This is a genomic window from Roseivivax sp. CAU 1753, assembly GCF_054482575.1.
Map to the genome: position 1 here is coordinate 247,564 of NZ_JBTLRF010000005.1, position 14,612 is coordinate 262,175.

Below are 14,612 nucleotides of genomic sequence, written 5' to 3' on the forward strand. Positions count from 1 at the left end.
TGCCGGGCGTTTCTTGCCGAATATCCCAACACGTCCACCCCGGAGATGCCCGTGACCCACCTGACCTTCGCCAAGTCGCTGTCGCGCCTCGGCACCGAATCCGCCTTTGTGGTGCTGAACCGCGCCCAGAAACTGGCGTCCGAGGGGCGCGACATCGTCAATCTCGGCATCGGCCAGCCGGATTTCCGCACGCCCGAGCATATCGTCGAGGCGGGCGTGAAGGCCCTGCGCGACGGCCATCACGGCTACACCCCGGCCAACGGCCTGCCGGTACTGCGCGATGCGGTGGCCGCCGATCTGCAACGGCGTCACGGGGCCGAGGTGGATCCCGATCACGTGGTGATCGTGCCCGGCGGCAAGCCCACGATGTTCTTCGCCATCACCATGTTCGGAGAGCCCGGCGCCGAGATCCTTTATCCAGATCCGGGCTTTCCGATCTACGAATCCGTCATACGCTATTCCGGCGCGACACCGGTGCCCATCGTTCTGCGCGAAGCGGACGCCTTTGCCTTCTCGGCGGAAACGGTGCTGTCGCAGATCACCCCGCGGACCCGGCTTCTGATCATCAATTCGCCCGCGAACCCCACCGGCGGCGTTTTGCCAAAAGTGGAAATCGACAAGCTTGTCAAGGGACTGGAGGCGCATCCTCATGTGGCCATCCTGTCCGACGAGATCTATTCCCAGATGCTGTACGATGGCCGCAGGCACGTCTCCTTGCTGCAATATCCCGAAATCCGCGACCGGCTGATCCTGCTCGACGGCTGGTCCAAGACCTACGCGATGACCGGCTGGCGGCTGGGCTACGCGGTCTGGCCCGAGGTGGCGGTGGATCATGTCACGCGGCTGTGCATCAACGACCATTCCTGCGTCAACGCGGCGGCGCAATTTGCCGGACTTGCCGCCCTGACCGGCCCGCAGGACGCGGTGCATGCCATGGTCGCGGCCTTCGATGCGCGGCGTCGGGTGATCGTGGAGGGGCTGAACGCGTTGCCGGGGGTGCGCTGCACCGATGCCGCGGGTGCCTTCTATGCCTTTGCGAATATCTCGGGCACGGGGCTGGGCGCTGTCGAGGCGCAGGACCTCTTTCTTGACAAGGCCGGGGTCGCCACCGTTGCGGGCACGTCCTTCGGGGCCCATGGCGAAGGCTTCGTGCGCTTTTCCTATGCCAACTCGGAAGACAATATCCGCAAGGCGATGGACCGCATCAGGAGCGTCCTGTAATGCACTGATACAAAAAATTTCGCAAAACGAAAGCCGCCCGCGCGGGGCGGGCGGCTTGGCGGTCTCGGGCCCTGTGGCGCGGGTCTCAGACGTCGAAGCGGTCGGCGTCCATGACCTTGGTCCAGGCCTTGACGAAGTCGGCGACGAACTTCGTCTCGACGCCGCCTTCGGCGTAGACCTCGGCAATCGCGCGCAACTGCGAGTTGGAACCGAAGACCAGATCGACGCGGCTGGCGGTCCACTTCCGGTTGCCGCTCTTGCGGTCGCGCCCCTCGAATTCCTGCGTGCTGTCGCCGATGGCCTTCCACTCGGTCTCCATGTCCAGAAGGTTCACGAAGAAGTCGTTGGTCAGCGCGCCGGGGCGGTCGGTGAAGACACCGTGCTGCGCGCCGCCGTGGTTGACCCCGAGCGCGCGCATGCCGCCGACAAGCGCCGTCATCTCGGGCGCGGTCAGCATCAGAAGCTGGGCGCGGTCGATCAGAAGCTCTTCTGTCGGCACGTCGAACTCGGTCTGCAGGTAGTTGCGGAACCCGTCCGCCTTGGGCTCGAGCGGCTCGAAGCTTTCGGCATCGGTATCCGCTTCGGAGGCATCCATGCGGCCCGGGGTGAAGGGCACCGAGATGTCATGCCCGGCCTTGCGCGCGGCCTCTTCGATCCCGGCATTGCCGCCCAGCACGATCATGTCCGCGAGCGAGATGCGCTTGGACCCGGTCTGCGCGTCGTTGAACGCGGTCTGCAGACCCTCTAGCGTGCCCAGAACCTTGGCCAGCTGCTCGGGCTGGTTGACGTCCCAGTCCTTCTGCGGGGCCAGACGGATGCGGGCGCCATTGGCGCCGCCGCGCTTGTCCGAGCCACGGAAGGTCGAGGCCGAGGACCACGCCGTATAGACCAGTTCCTGCACCGACAGACCCGACTCGAGGATTTTCGCCTTCAGCGCGTCGATATCCCCGGCGTCGACCAGATCGTGATCGCGGGCAGGGATCGGATCCTGCCAGATGAAATCCTCGGCCGGGACGTCGGGGCCGAGATAGCGCGCCTTGGGCCCCATGTCGCGGTGGATCAGCTTGAACCAGGCCTTGGCGAAGGCATCGCCCAGCTGGTCGGGATGCGCGTGGAACCGCTTCGAGATCTCGAGATAGGCGGGATCGACCCGCAGCGCGATATCGGTGGTGGCCATCATCGGCACGACCTTGCCGTTGCCATCGACCTGCGGCGCCTTGTCTTCTTCCCTGATGTCCTTGGGCGCCCATTGATAGGCCCCCGCGGGGCTTTTGGTCAGCTCCCACTCGTAGCCGAAAAGCATGTCGAAATACCCGCTGTCCCATTTGATCGGGTTCGGCGTCCAGGGCCCTTCGAGACCCGAGGTGATGGTGTTCACGCCGTTGCCGGTCTCGTGGGTGGAGTGCCAGCCTAGGCCCTGCAGCGCGATGTCGCCGCCTTCAGGCTCTGCGCCGACAAGGCCCGCATCGCCCGCGCCATGGGTCTTGCCGAAGGTATGGCCGCCCGCGATCAGCGCGACGGTTTCCTCGTCGTTCATGCCCATGCGGGCAAAGGTCTCGCGGATGTCGATGGCCGAGGCGGCGGGGTCGGGCTTGCCGTTGGGGCCTTCGGGGTTGACGTAGATCAGGCCCATCTGGACAGCCGCCAGCGGATTTTCCAGCGCCCGGCCTTCGGAATAGCGCTTGTCGCCCAGCCACTCTTCCTCGGTGCCCCAGTAGATGTCCTCTTCCGGCTCCCAGATGTCTTCCCGACCGCCGCCGAAGCCCGCAGGCTTCAGACCCATCGATTCGATGGCGCAGTTGCCGGCCAGCACCAGCAGGTCCGCCCAGGAAAGGCTCGCGCCGTATTTCTGCTTCACCGGCCAGAGCAGGCGCCGCGCCTTGTCGAGGTTGGCGTTGTCGGGCCAGGAATTGAGCGGCGCGAACCGCTGCGACCCGGACCCCGCGCCCCCGCGACCGTCACCGGTGCGGTAGGTCCCGGCAGAGTGCCAGGCCATGCGGACGAAGAACGGGCCGTAATGGCCGTAATCCGCGGGCCACCAGTCCTTGCTGTCGGTCATCAGCGCGAAGATGTCCTGCTTGACCGCGTCGAGGTCGAGCTTTTCGAACTCCTTGGCATAGTCGAAATCCGCGCCCATCGGATTCCCCTCGGCACCGTTCTGGTGCAGGATCTTCAGGTTGAGCTGGTTGGGCCACCAATCCTTGCTGGTGCGCGCGCTGAAGCGCGTATGCGTGGTCGCGCCGTGGATGACCGGGCAACCACCGCCGCTGCCGATATCGTTTCCGTCCATCATAATTCGTCTCCCGTTGGTGATCAAAGCCGGTCCGGCCGTGGGGGTCGCAAGACCCGAATCCTGTGAAATACCTAAGGTGTCGCGGCCCGCTGTGACAGCCCCTCGGGCAAACGAAGGCGCATTTGCCGCGCGTCCAAGGCAGGGCACCATGGGTACCACGGTTGTCTTCTAGCAGCTCCCGGCGATATGTTTAATTTGTATTTTTTCATTATCGCGATAGTTTTTGATTATGACCAACATCACGCTTCGCCAATTGCGCTATTTCGACGCGCTGGCCCGGCACGGCCATTTCGGACGCGCGGCGGCAGCGTTGGCGATCTCGCAACCGGCGCTGTCGGTGCAGATAAAAGAGCTTGAGCAGGGCCTTGGGGTGCGGCTGTTCGACCGGGGCGGGCGGCAGGTGTCGCTGACCGGCTTCGGCGAGGATTTTGCGCTCCGGGTCCGGACCATCCTGCGCGAGGTCGATGCGCTGGCCGAGATGGCGCGCGCCTCGGGGGCGCGGCTGTCGGGGCGGCTCAGGCTGGGGATCATCCCGACCATCGCGCCCTACCTGTTGCCGCGTCTGATCGGCAGGCTGACCGACACCCATCCGGGGATCGACATCCATGTGCGCGAAACCCTGACCGCCCGCCTGATCGACGAGTTGGGCGAGGGCCGGATCGACGCGGCCATCGTGGCGCTGCCGGTGTCCGAACCCGCGCTGACCGAGATGGCGCTTTTCGACGAGGAATTCGTGCTGATCCGGCCCATGGACCAGGCGGCAGAGCCGGTGCCCGATGGCGAGGCGCTGCAGAAGATGCGGCTGTTGCTGCTGGAAGAGGGGCATTGCTTTCGCGATCAGGCGCTGTCCTTTTGCAAGATGCCCGCGCATTTGCCGCGCGAAGGGCTGGAAGGGTCGTCGCTGGCAACGCTGGTGCAGATGGTCGGGGCCGGGATCGGCGTCACCCTGATCCCCGAGATGGCGGTCCCGGTCGAGACCCGCAGCGCCGCGGTATCGGTGGCCCGGTTCCGCGCCCCGCGCCCCTGTCGCAAGGTCGGGATGATCTGGCGCAGATCGTCGCCGCTCGCGGCGCAGCTCGCCGATCTTGCAAAGGTCGTGCGCGCCGCCGGTCTCAGCCCGGTGGACGCGCCTGCGCCCGTCCCATCATCAGCGGGATCAGCACCGTCAGGATCAGCAGCCGCGTGACGTGATGCGCCGCCACGAAGGCCGGATCGAGGCCCAGCGTGACCGAGATCGCGGCCATCGCCTCGACCCCGCCGGGCGCGAAGGCCACGATCAGCAGGGCGGGCGGCAGCCCGAGCGCGACAAGCGCGCCGCCGACCGCCAGCAGCGTCGTGATCATGGTCACCGCCGTCACCCAGAGCCCGGCGCCAAGAGCCGCCCGCAGATTGTCCCGATCCTGCCCGGAAAAGCGCGACCCGATCAGCACGCCCATCACCAAGAAGGCGGCAAAGGTGACCGGGGCGGGCAGCTGGCCTGGCGTCAGCGCGGTGGCATGGCCCGCAGCCGACAGCGCCATCCCGGCCAGCAGGAAGGCCGCAGGCAGGCGGATGCGTTCGAAGATCAGGCCCAGCCCGTAGGTGCCCGCGATCAGCAGCAGCGCGGGCAGGGGGCCCATGTGGATTTGCGGCGCCAGCACGGCCCCTGTCGCCCCGAACACCCGGGCCACGAAGACCGGAACGCAAAGCGTCAGGAACAGCACGCGGATGCTCTGCACCACCGCGATCAGCGCGGTCTGCCCGCCGCTGTCCAGCGACAGGCTGAGCACATAGCTCAGATGGCCCGGGGCGGCGGCCAGCACGGCGCTGCGCCGATCGAACCCCATCCACCGCTCCAGCCCCCATCGGGCCACGGCCATACCGACCAGCAGGCTGACCGCGAGGATCGAGATGGTGGCGGGCCAGGCGGTCGCGGTGCGGATCATCTCGGGCGTGACGCCGGTGCCGATGCCGACCCCCAGAAGGATGAAGGCGGTGATGCGCAGAAACGCCGGCAGCGCCACCCGGACCCCCAACAGCCCGGCGACGGTGACCGACGTGGCGGCCCCGGTCAGCGGCGCTGCCGGAAAGCCCACCAGCCAGAACAGCGCCGCCCCCAGAAGTCCCACCGCCAGTGCGGTGCCCGCGTCGCGCAGGTCACGGCGCATCATAGGTCCAGCGGTAGCCCGGCGGGGTCGGGCCCTTGTTGCGCCCGCCCTGTTGCTGCTGTTCCCAGGCATGGGCCAGGATGCCAACCGACCGCGAGAGGCAGAACAGCCCGCGCGCCAAGGGCGGTGCAAAGCCCAGCTCCGCATAGATCACCGCCGTGGCCCCGTCGATATTCATCGGCAGGGGCGTGCCCTTGCGGGCTGTGATCTCGGCCTCGATGGCCACCCCTGTATCGGCGAATGTGCCCGCGACATGGCCGTCCCGCGCGGCGTCGCGCACCAGCGCCATCAGACGCGGCGCGCGCGGATCGACGGGTTTGTGAAAGCGGTGGCCAAAGCCCGGCACGATCCGGCCCCGGTCGGAAATCCACGCGTCCAGCGCCGCGCCCAGCGGTCCATCGAAGGCATGCACGTGGTGATACAGCTCGACCGCCTGTTCGCCCGCGCCGCCATGCACGTCGCCCAGCATGTTCACGGCACTGGCCATCGCGTTGTTGAGCGGCAGTCCGCAGGTCACCGCCATCCGCGCCGCCGCGATCGAGGGCGCTTGCGGCCCGTGATCCACCGCCGCCACCAGGGCCGCCTCGAAAAGCCGCGCCTGGCCATCGGTCGGCAGGTCGCCGCGCAGCATGAGCCAGATCATCTGCGGAAAGCTGACCGTGCCGATCAGCGCTTCGATCGGGTGGCCGCGGATGGCGATGCGCCCCGGTTCCATGCCGATGATCGCGGTGCGCCACCAATCGCTGACATCGCTCATATCACGCCCTCGTCCTTCAGGGTTGCGATCTCGTCCGGGGTCAGGCCAAGCGCCCCCCAGACCGCATCGTTGTCAGCCCCAAGCGCGGGCGGGGCCCGGCACGGCACCGGCCGCTGGCCGTCGATCATCACCGGCGAGGCGCAAAGCCGCAGCGTCTCGACACCGGTCGCCTTTTCCGTGGCGACCTCCGCGATCAGGCCGCGCCCTTCGATCTGCGGCGTCGCCAGCACTTCGGGCACGCTCAGGACCGGGCCGGTGGGCACGTCCAGCGCGTTCAGCTCGGCCACCCAGGCCGTGGCCGGGCGGGTCGTCAGCACGGCCTCCAGCGCGGCCCGCAGGCGGTGCCGGTTGGCCTTGCGCGCCTCGCGGGTGGCGAAGTCGGGGTCCGCCAGCAGATCGTCGCGCCCCAGATGGCGGGCCAGCGCCTGCCATTGACTGTCGCGATTGGCGGCGATGTTGATCGGCGCATCGGCGGTGGCAAAGGTGCCCGAGGGCGCGGCGGTCATGTTCTCGTTGCCCAGCGGGCGCGGTGCCACGCCGCCGACCAGATGGTTCGAGACGACCCAGCCCATGCTGGCAATCACCGCCTCGGTCATCGAAATATCAAGGAACGTCCCGCGCTCGGGCGCATTCAGCGCAGTGGCAATGGCGAAAGCCGCGGTCATGCCACCCATGGTGTCGGCCAGGGGATAGCCCACGCGCAAAGGCGCGCTCTCGGCGTCGCCGGTCACCGACATGACGCCCGCCACACCCTGCACGATCTGGTCGTAGGCCGGGTTGTCGCGCCACGGACCGTCCTGTCCGAACCCCGATATGGCGCAATAGATCAGCGCCGGGTTCTCGGACCTCAGGGCGTCATGGCCCAGGCCAAGCCGGTCCATCACCCCGGGGCGGAAGTTCTCGATCAGCACATCGGCCCCCGCCACCAGCCGCTTGAGCAGCGCCTTGCCGCGCGGCGATTTCAGATCCAGCGTGACCGATGCCTTGGCGGCGTTCTGCGCCAGAAAGCTGATCCCCATGAAGGCGTCGTTGCGGGCGGCATCGGCCCCCAGTTGCCGCGCCAGATCGCCTTGGCCGGGGCGCTCGACCTTGATGACCTCGGCCCCCATCAGTGCCAGTTGATAGGCCGCGTAAGGCCCCGCCAGCACGTTGGTCAGATCGAGGATCCGCACCCCTTTCAGGGGGGCGGTCGCGGTGTCAGTCGCCATCCGCCACACCCGCGGCGCGCGCCCTTGCCCTGCGGGCCCGGTAGCTCGGGACGATGACCAGCAGAACCGCGATCACCAGAAGACCCAGCGTCATCGGCCGCTCGAGGATGAATCCCGCTCCGTCGTAAAGCTGCATCGACCGCGAGAAGTTGTCTTCCAGCATGCGCCCGAGAATGAACCCGATCAGCAGCGGCGCAAGCGGATAGTCGGCAAAGCGCAACACCGTGGCCGCCACCCCGAAGCCCACGAGGATCAGAAGCTCCGTGGCGTTGTTCTGGCCGATATAGCTGCCCATCAACGTGAAGAAAAGGATGAACGGGATCAGGTAGTTGCGCGGGATCGACAGGATCTTGGCGATATAGGGGATAAGCGGCAGGTTCAGCACCAGCAGCACCAGGTTGCCGATATACATCGAGATGATGACCGCCCAGAAGATCTCGGGGCTGTCGACCATCAGCCGCGGCCCGGGGGTCACGTTCAGCGCGATCAGCGCGCCCAGCAGGATCGCCGTGGTGCCCGACCCGGGAATGCCCAGCGTCAGAAGCGGCACGAACGAACCGGTGCAGGCGGCGTTGTTGGCGGTCTCCGGCGCGGCGAGCCCCTTGATCGAGCCTTTGCCGAACTCCTTCTGCTCCTCCTCGGTGGCAAGGTTGCGCTCGACCGCGTAGCCCAGGAAGGACGCGATGGTGGCCCCGGCACCCGGCAACACACCGATGAAGAACCCCTGGATCGATTGCCGCCCGATCACCGGCGCAATCTTGCGCGCCTCCTCGCGGGAAATGCGCAACCCGGTGATCTTGCCGCCGCTGGACTGGGTCGCGGTGCGCCCGGGGTTCAGCACCAGAAAGACCGCCTCGGGCAGGGCGAACATCGCCATCGCGAGCGTGATGAAGGAAAAGCCCGATTGCAGGTCCATCAGACCCATGGTGAAGCGCGGCATGTTGAACAGCGCACCCTCTCCAACGGTGGCCATGATCAGACCCAGAAGGGTCATCAGAACCGCCTTGGCGACGTTGCCGGTGCCCGCAAAGGCGGCGATGGCCGACAGTCCCACGACCATCAGGGCGAAATACTCCGCCGAATGGAACAGCAGCGCCACGGTCGACAGCATCGGCGCGAAGATCATCAACAACAGCGCCCCGATCGAGCCGCCCAGAAAGGACGAGATCGCGGCGATGGTCAGCGCCTTGCCGGCCATGCCCTTCTGCGCCATCGGATACCCGTCGAATGCCGAGGCGACCGTGCCCGCCACCCCCGGCGCGTTCAGCAGGATCGACGAGGTCGAGCCACCGAAGATCGCGCCGTAATAGACCCCGGCCAGCAGGATCAGTGCCGCCGAGGGATCGCCCAGCGTGATCGCTACCGGGATCATGATGGCGATGATCGACATCGGCCCGAGCCCCGGCAACATGCCGATGAAGGTGCCGATAAGACAGCCGCCGATGACCATCAGCAGATTGGTGAGCGACAGGGCCGTGGTCAGGCCGATGAGAAGTCCTTCGATCATGACGTGTGCTCCTCAGCCCAGGAAAAACGGCCAGGGCCGCAGGAAAATGCCGAGTACACCCTCGACCAGATACCAGACGACGCCGGTGGCGAAAGCAGTGATCGGCAGCAACAACCACAGCTTGCGCTCGCCGAGCACGATGGCCCCGCCGCTGAGAAAGCCCACAGTCGCGATGATGAAGCCTGCAGGACGCAGCATCAGCGCATAAAGCACCATCAACCCCATAAGGGCCGCCGCCTTGTAGATGTGATAGTCGCCAAGGCGTCGGTAATCGATGTCCGGTTCTTTTTCGTCGTCAGAGGATTTTTTCTCGAGACCGAGGACGATCACCGCGGCAGTGATGATGGCCAGAACCGCCAGCACCTTCGGGAAGGTCGACGGCCAGATCGGATTGCGCTGCATGAAGGGCGGCAGCAACTGGTCCATGGTGAAAAAGGCAGCATAGCCATAGGCGAGGCTGATACCGAGGATGATCAGGGCGATCCAGCGGTCGAGAGCCATGTGCGCGTTCTCCTTGCGTGACTGCGGTGTTGAAGGGGCGTTGCCCCTCTTGAGCCTTCGGCTCAATTCACCCCAAGGTATTTTCGGCAAGAGGAAAGGTCTTGTTAACCGTTTTGGTGTCTGCTTCCTCCTGCGGCACAGGCTGAGGAGCCGATGACCGTGCAAGGGGAAGGCGACGCACCTTTCTCGGAGGGGGAGGCCGCGGGTCTCCCCTTCCTCTTGCCGAAAATACCTCGGGGAGCGCGAGGGGCAGCGTCCCTCGCACCGGGCCGGATCAGGCGCGCCGGATTACAGGAAACCCAGCTCTTTCATCAGGTCGCCGATTTCCTTTTCCTGCTGCTCGAGGAAGCTGCGGAAGTCGTCGCCCGAATTGTGGATGTTGACCCAGCCGTTGCGTGCGCGCACGGCTTCCCATTCGGGGGTGTCATACATCTTGCTGATTGCGTTCTGGTAGGCGGTGAGCTTGTCGTCGGACAGTCCCGGGGGGCCGAAGAAGCCGCGCCAGTTGACGAAGGTGGTATCGATGCCCTGTTCCTGCATCGTCGGCGCGTCCTGGTAGGCGGCGACGCGTTCATCCGCGGTGATCCCGAGGATCTTCACCTCGCCCTGCTCGGCCAGTGCTATCGCTTCCGAAAAGCCCGTCGACAGCGCCTTGATCTCGCCCGAGAGCAGCGCCGCCATGGCTTTGCCGCCGGCATCGTAGGGGATGTATTTCACCGCCGTCGGATCTTCGCCCGCGGCCTTCATCGTCATCGCGGCAACCAGGTGATCCATGCCGCCCGGCACCGAGCCACCGCCGATGGCGAAGGCGTTGGGGTCGGCCTTGTAGGTCTCGAGCAGGTCCGACATCGAGTTCAGCGGGCTGTCAGAGGGGACCACGATCGCGGCGTAGTCGCCGATCGTGCCGGCCACCAGCGTGAGGTCGCGGAAGCTTTGCGGGAAGACACCGGTCAGCGACCGGATCACGATGGGTGTCGAGTTCACCATCAAGGTGTTCTCAAGGCTTTCGGCGTTCTCGATCAGGTAGCCGATGGCCTTGCCGCCGCCACCGCCGGACATGTTCTCGTAGGAGGCGGTGCCGACAAGACCGGCTTCGGTCAGTGCTTCGCCGGTGCCGCGTGCGGTGCCGTCCCAGCCGCCACCGGCGCCGCCGGGGATCAGAAAGTGCAGGCTTTCGACGACCTGGTGGCCGCCTGCAAGCACGGGGCTTGCAAAGCCGATTGCCGCAGCCGTTGCTGCGATCAGGGCGCGTCGGCCCAGCGTGATCGTGGTCATTGGTTTCCTCCCGTTTGGTTCCTGCGCCCGAGGGCGCCTGTCGCGGAGTGTACACAGGATCAAATCGATATGAACCGGACTCTGCCGATCCGGTGCAAAAAAAACATGCGGTTTCAGGCCGGTCGGCGGCGGGGTCGGACGGGTCAGCGCGGCTTCGGCGCGCAGGCCGCGTCGACGACCCGCGCCAGCACCGTGGCGTCCAGCGTTACCGGGTTCGCCTTCATCGACGACGACGCGGCGGCATCTTCGGCCCAGGCCATGCGCGTGGCGGCATCGGCGTCGGGGCGCGGAATGAAGGGCAGGTCCTGCGCGTCGATCCAGCCCTGAAACCTGTCGAGCGCATCCGTTCCCGGCACGCCGAATTGTCCGCCCAGTACCTGCAGGACCCAGTCGATGCGCGCGGTCTCCATGCCTGCCGAAGCCATCGCCGCCGCATTGGCGCGCAGCACCGGCACCAGCAGCCTGCCGCAAAGCGCGCCGTGGGCCATGCCGGTGCGCCCGCCGATCACGCCTGCCAGCCCGTGCACGGCCCCCAGCCCGGCATTGGCCAGCGCCACGCCGCCGATGAGGCTGACATAGGCCAGCCGGTCGCGCATGGCGGGATCTTCGGCGGTCACCAAAGTCGTCAGCGCCGCCAGCCCCATGGGGATGGCATCGCGGCAGAGCGCATCGGTCACCGGATTGGCGCGGCACGACAGCAATGGCTCGATCACCTGGGTTACCGCGTCCAGCCCCGAGGCCAGCGTCACCGCGCGCGGACAGCCATCGGTCAGCGCGGGATCCACGATGGCGTGGCGCGGCAGCATCCGGGCATCGCGCAGCGACACCTTGCGGCCATGTGCCGGTACGCCGATCACCGCGTTCTTGGTGGCCTCGGCGCCGGTGCCCGCCGTTGTCGGCAAGGCGATCATCGGCAGCGGATCGGCCCCGAGCGGCAGGCCCTTGCCCACCACTTCGAGATAGTCGAGCGGGCTGCCTGTCTGCGGGATCAGCGCTGCCAGCGCCTTGGCAAGATCGATGGCCGACCCGCCGCCGACCGCGACGATGACATCGGGCGCGGCCCCGCGAAGCCTTGCCAGATGCGCCTCGACGCCGGGCAGATCCGGCTCGCCCGCGGCAGTGATGACGCGAGGTGGCGGGCCGCCGCCTTGCACCAGATCGGCGATCAGCGTGTCGGCATACGCGGCCGAGGCGCTGCGCACGATCAGCACGTCGGGACCGAAGGCGCGCGCCGCTGCGGCGGCCTCGGAGGCGGTGCCGCGACCGAAGCGGATGTGCTGCGGAAGGGTCAGGGTAAAGCTGTGCATGGGATGATCCTAAAGCGGCAGGGGCTTCGGGAAAAGGCAAGGGCCGAAGAACGCGCGGCCCGGGTCGGACTGGCAAAGGGTGGCCGCTGGGTGTGGCCGGGGCCCGAAGGCCCCGACCGGGTGTCACTCAGTTCCAGGACTTGATCAGCTCGTCATACGAGATGGTCTTGGGCTCTTCGTCCTCGTTCTCGAGCTTGGCCTTGGGCGAGCCTTCCTGGCTCAGCCAGAACTCGGGGTCCTTCTTCTCGTTCATCTTCGGGCCGATATCGCCCTGGATGCCCGCGCGCTCAAGCCGCTCCATCACGCTTTCCTGGTCCTCGCACAGCGCGTCGAGCGCCTCTTGCACGGTTTTTGCACCGGACATCGCGTCGCCGATGTTCTGCCACCAGAGCTGCGCCAGCTTGGGGTAGTCGGGCACGTTGGTGCCGGTGGGCGACCACTGGGTCCGGGCCGGCGAGCGGTAGAATTCGACCAGGCCGCCCAGCTTGGGCGCACGTTCGGTGAAGCTGTCGTGCTGGATGGTCGATTCGCGCACGAAGGTCAGACCGACGTGGCTTTTCTTGACGTCCACGGTCTTGGAGGTGACGAACTGGGCATAGAGCCAGGCCGCCTTGGCGCGATCCTCGGGCGTCGATTTCATCAGCGTCCAGGACCCCACATCCTGATAGCCGATCTTCGTGCCCTCGGTCCAATAGGCCCCGTGCGGCGAGGGGGCCATGCGCCACTTGGGCGTGCCGTCCTCATTCATCACCGGCAGGTCGGGCTCGACCGTGGCGGCGGTGAAGGCGGTGTACCAGAACATCTGCTGGGCGACGTTGCCCTGCGCCGGGATCGGGCCTGCCTCGGAGAAGGTCATGCCAGCCGCCGCGGGCGGGGAATACTTCTCGAGCCATTCGATGGCCTTGGTCACGGCATAAACCGCTGCGGGGCCGTTGGTGGCACCGCCACGCGACACGCAGGAGCCGACGGGCTGGGAGTTCTCGTTCACCCGGATGCCCCATTCGTCGACCGGCAGGCCGTTTGGTTCGCCTTCGGATCCCATGCCGGCCATGGACATCCACGCATCGGTGTAGCGCCACCCGAGCGAGGGGTCCTTCTTGCCGTAATCCATGTTGCCGAAGACCTCGCCCTCGACACCCAGATGCGACAGGTCGCGCCCGGTGAAGAACTCGGCGATATCCTCGTAGGCCGACCAGTTGACCGGAACGCCCAGTTCGTAGCCATAGGCCTCCTGGAAGTCGGCCTTGTTTTTCTCGTCGTTGAACCAGTCGTAGCGGAACCAGTAGAGGTTCGCGAACTGCTGGTCGGGCAGCTGATAAAGCTTGCCATCGGGTGCGGTGGTGAACTCGGTGCCGATGAAATCCTCGATATCGAGGGTCGGCAGCGTCACGTCCGCGCCTTCATTCGCCATCCAGTCCGTGAGGTTGCGCACCTGCTGGTAGCGCCAGTGGGTGCCGATCAGATCGCTGTCGTTGATATAGGCGTCGTAGATGTTCTCGCCCGACTGCATCTGGGTTTGCAGCTTCTCCACGACGTCGCCTTCGCCGATCAGGTCATGGGTGACCTGGATGCCGGTGATGGCGGTGAATGCGGGGGCCAGGACCTGGCTCTCGTATTCATGGGTGGTGATGGTCTCGGAGACGACCTTGATGTCCATCCCCTGGAAGGGGGCGGCGGCGTCCACGAAGAACTGCATCTCGGCTTCCTGTTCAGCGCGGCTGAGCACCGACATATCGCCGATCTCGGCGTCCAGGAACGCGGCGGCCTCTTCCATTCCGGCAAAGGCCGGTCCGGTGGCCAGGCCAAGCGCAAGCGCCATGGCCGTGGTGGATCTCAAGTTCAGGGTCATGTGGTTCCTCCCTTAATGAACCAGTGTCGAGGATCGTTTGACGCGCCCGGGCCTCCTCGGATCTCCCGTGCGCTGTGGGTGCCTGTCTCAGACCCAGCGGAACACCGCCGCGGCGTAGACCAGGCAGACGATCAGCGCATAGGGTTGGTTTGCGCCGACCAGTCCGAGCCAGGCCAGGTTGATGAAGGCCGAGCCCAGAAGGGTGATGAACAGCCGGTCGCCGCGCGTGGTCTCGATGCGCAGGATACCCGTGCGCGGCGTTTCGGGATACTTGATCGCGAGGATCGTGAAGGTGACGAGCAGCGCCGCGATGACCATGAAGAAGATCGCCGTGGGCCAGGTCCATGCCATCCATGCCATGTCAGCGGGTCTCCTGTTGATGCAAGGGGAACGGTTTCATACGGCCTGCACCGGTCCGGCGGGCTGGCGCTGCATCGGCTGAGCGTTGCGCTTTATGGTGCCGTATCATCGCGTTGGTCGAACGGCGTTTACGCTTTGACGATGCGCCGGACCGGTGGGGCCGGTCCGGCGCAGGCCCGGCAGCTGC

12 protein-coding genes are annotated in these 14,612 nt (G+C 66.4%); 2 read left to right on the plus strand and 10 right to left on the minus strand.

What is annotated here, in order from left to right:
* The first annotated feature begins 51 nt into the window (after positions 1 to 51).
* Positions 52 to 1,221, plus strand: a complete 1,170-nt coding sequence (locus ACXYMN_RS12740) for a pyridoxal phosphate-dependent aminotransferase (protein ID WP_459014066.1) — start codon at positions 52 to 54, stop codon at positions 1,219 to 1,221.
* Positions 1,222 to 1,306: 85 nt separating this feature from the next.
* On the opposite strand, the gene katG is transcribed toward ACXYMN_RS12740, so the two are convergent.
* The gene (katG, locus tag ACXYMN_RS12745; RefSeq protein WP_459014179.1) at positions 1,307 to 3,511 is read right to left on the minus strand and encodes a catalase/peroxidase HPI; all 2,205 of its coding nucleotides are present in this window, start codon (positions 3,509 to 3,511) and stop codon (positions 1,307 to 1,309) included.
* Positions 3,512 to 3,743: 232 nt separating this feature from the next.
* Here katG and ACXYMN_RS12750 point away from each other — a divergent pair, with 232 nt between their 5' ends.
* Positions 3,744 to 4,700: a LysR substrate-binding domain-containing protein gene (locus tag ACXYMN_RS12750; protein ID WP_459014068.1), complete on the plus strand. Its 957-nt coding sequence runs from the start codon at positions 3,744 to 3,746 to the stop codon at positions 4,698 to 4,700.
* Here ACXYMN_RS12750 and ACXYMN_RS12755 read toward each other — a convergent pair.
* The 9 genes from ACXYMN_RS12755 to ACXYMN_RS12795 all read right to left on the minus strand — a co-directional run bounded on the left by ACXYMN_RS12755 (position 4,627) and on the right by ACXYMN_RS12795 (position 14,425).
* Entirely contained in the window at positions 4,627 to 5,661 is a 1,035-nt protein-coding gene (locus ACXYMN_RS12755; protein ID WP_459014070.1) for an AbrB family transcriptional regulator, read from the minus strand. The genes ACXYMN_RS12750 and ACXYMN_RS12755 overlap by 74 nt on opposite strands.
* Positions 5,651 to 6,418 carry a citryl-CoA lyase gene (locus ACXYMN_RS12760; RefSeq protein ID WP_459014071.1) on the minus strand — a complete coding sequence of 256 codons (768 nt, stop codon included), beginning with the start codon at positions 6,416 to 6,418 and terminating at the stop codon, positions 5,651 to 5,653. Before ACXYMN_RS12760 ends, ACXYMN_RS12755 begins: the two co-directional genes overlap by 11 nt.
* A complete protein-coding gene (locus tag ACXYMN_RS12765) occupies positions 6,415 to 7,626 on the minus strand; it encodes a CaiB/BaiF CoA transferase family protein (protein ID WP_459014072.1) in 1,212 nt (403 codons plus the stop codon). The genes ACXYMN_RS12760 and ACXYMN_RS12765 overlap by 4 nt, the downstream gene beginning before the upstream one ends.
* Positions 7,616 to 9,133, minus strand: a complete 1,518-nt coding sequence (locus tag ACXYMN_RS12770) for a tripartite tricarboxylate transporter permease (RefSeq protein WP_459014073.1) — start codon at positions 9,131 to 9,133, stop codon at positions 7,616 to 7,618. The genes ACXYMN_RS12765 and ACXYMN_RS12770 overlap by 11 nt, the downstream gene beginning before the upstream one ends.
* 12 nt (positions 9,134 to 9,145) lie before the next feature.
* A complete protein-coding gene (locus ACXYMN_RS12775; RefSeq protein WP_459014075.1) occupies positions 9,146 to 9,634 on the minus strand; it encodes a tripartite tricarboxylate transporter TctB family protein in 489 nt (162 codons plus the stop codon).
* 288 nt (positions 9,635 to 9,922) lie between these two features.
* Positions 9,923 to 10,909, minus strand: coding sequence for a tripartite tricarboxylate transporter substrate binding protein (locus ACXYMN_RS12780; RefSeq protein ID WP_459014077.1), 987 nt, complete (start codon positions 10,907 to 10,909; stop codon positions 9,923 to 9,925).
* Between the two features lie 143 nt (positions 10,910 to 11,052).
* On the minus strand, positions 11,053 to 12,216 hold the full coding sequence (locus ACXYMN_RS12785) for an iron-containing alcohol dehydrogenase (protein ID WP_459014078.1): 1,164 nt from the start codon (positions 12,214 to 12,216) through the stop codon (positions 11,053 to 11,055).
* A gap of 127 nt (positions 12,217 to 12,343) precedes the next feature.
* Entirely contained in the window at positions 12,344 to 14,065 is a 1,722-nt protein-coding gene (locus ACXYMN_RS12790; protein ID WP_459014079.1) for an ABC transporter substrate-binding protein, read from the minus strand.
* Positions 14,066 to 14,152: 87 nt separating this feature from the next.
* Positions 14,153 to 14,425 carry a DUF2160 domain-containing protein gene (locus tag ACXYMN_RS12795; RefSeq protein WP_459014080.1) on the minus strand — a complete coding sequence of 91 codons (273 nt, stop codon included), beginning with the start codon at positions 14,423 to 14,425 and terminating at the stop codon, positions 14,153 to 14,155.
* Positions 14,426 to 14,612 lie beyond the last annotated feature (187 nt).

Coding starts and splice junctions, on each gene's coding strand:
- katG (WP_459014179.1), bottom strand. CDS start 3,511: ATGGACGGAAACGATATCGGCAGCGGCGGTGGTTGCCCGGTCATCCAC.
- ACXYMN_RS12750 (WP_459014068.1), top strand. CDS start 3,744: ATGACCAACATCACGCTTCGCCAATTGCGCTATTTCGACGCGCTGGCC.
- ACXYMN_RS12755 (WP_459014070.1), bottom strand. CDS start 5,661: ATGCGCCGTGACCTGCGCGACGCGGGCACCGCACTGGCGGTGGGACTT.
- ACXYMN_RS12760 (WP_459014071.1), bottom strand. CDS start 6,418: ATGAGCGATGTCAGCGATTGGTGGCGCACCGCGATCATCGGCATGGAA.
- ACXYMN_RS12765 (WP_459014072.1), bottom strand. CDS start 7,626: ATGGCGACTGACACCGCGACCGCCCCCCTGAAAGGGGTGCGGATCCTC.
- ACXYMN_RS12770 (WP_459014073.1), bottom strand. CDS start 9,133: ATGATCGAAGGACTTCTCATCGGCCTGACCACGGCCCTGTCGCTCACC.
- ACXYMN_RS12775 (WP_459014075.1), bottom strand. CDS start 9,634: ATGGCTCTCGACCGCTGGATCGCCCTGATCATCCTCGGTATCAGCCTC.
- ACXYMN_RS12780 (WP_459014077.1), bottom strand. CDS start 10,909: ATGACCACGATCACGCTGGGCCGACGCGCCCTGATCGCAGCAACGGCT.
- ACXYMN_RS12785 (WP_459014078.1), bottom strand. CDS start 12,216: ATGCACAGCTTTACCCTGACCCTTCCGCAGCACATCCGCTTCGGTCGC.
- ACXYMN_RS12790 (WP_459014079.1), bottom strand. CDS start 14,065: ATGACCCTGAACTTGAGATCCACCACGGCCATGGCGCTTGCGCTTGGC.
- ACXYMN_RS12795 (WP_459014080.1), bottom strand. CDS start 14,425: ATGGCATGGATGGCATGGACCTGGCCCACGGCGATCTTCTTCATGGTC.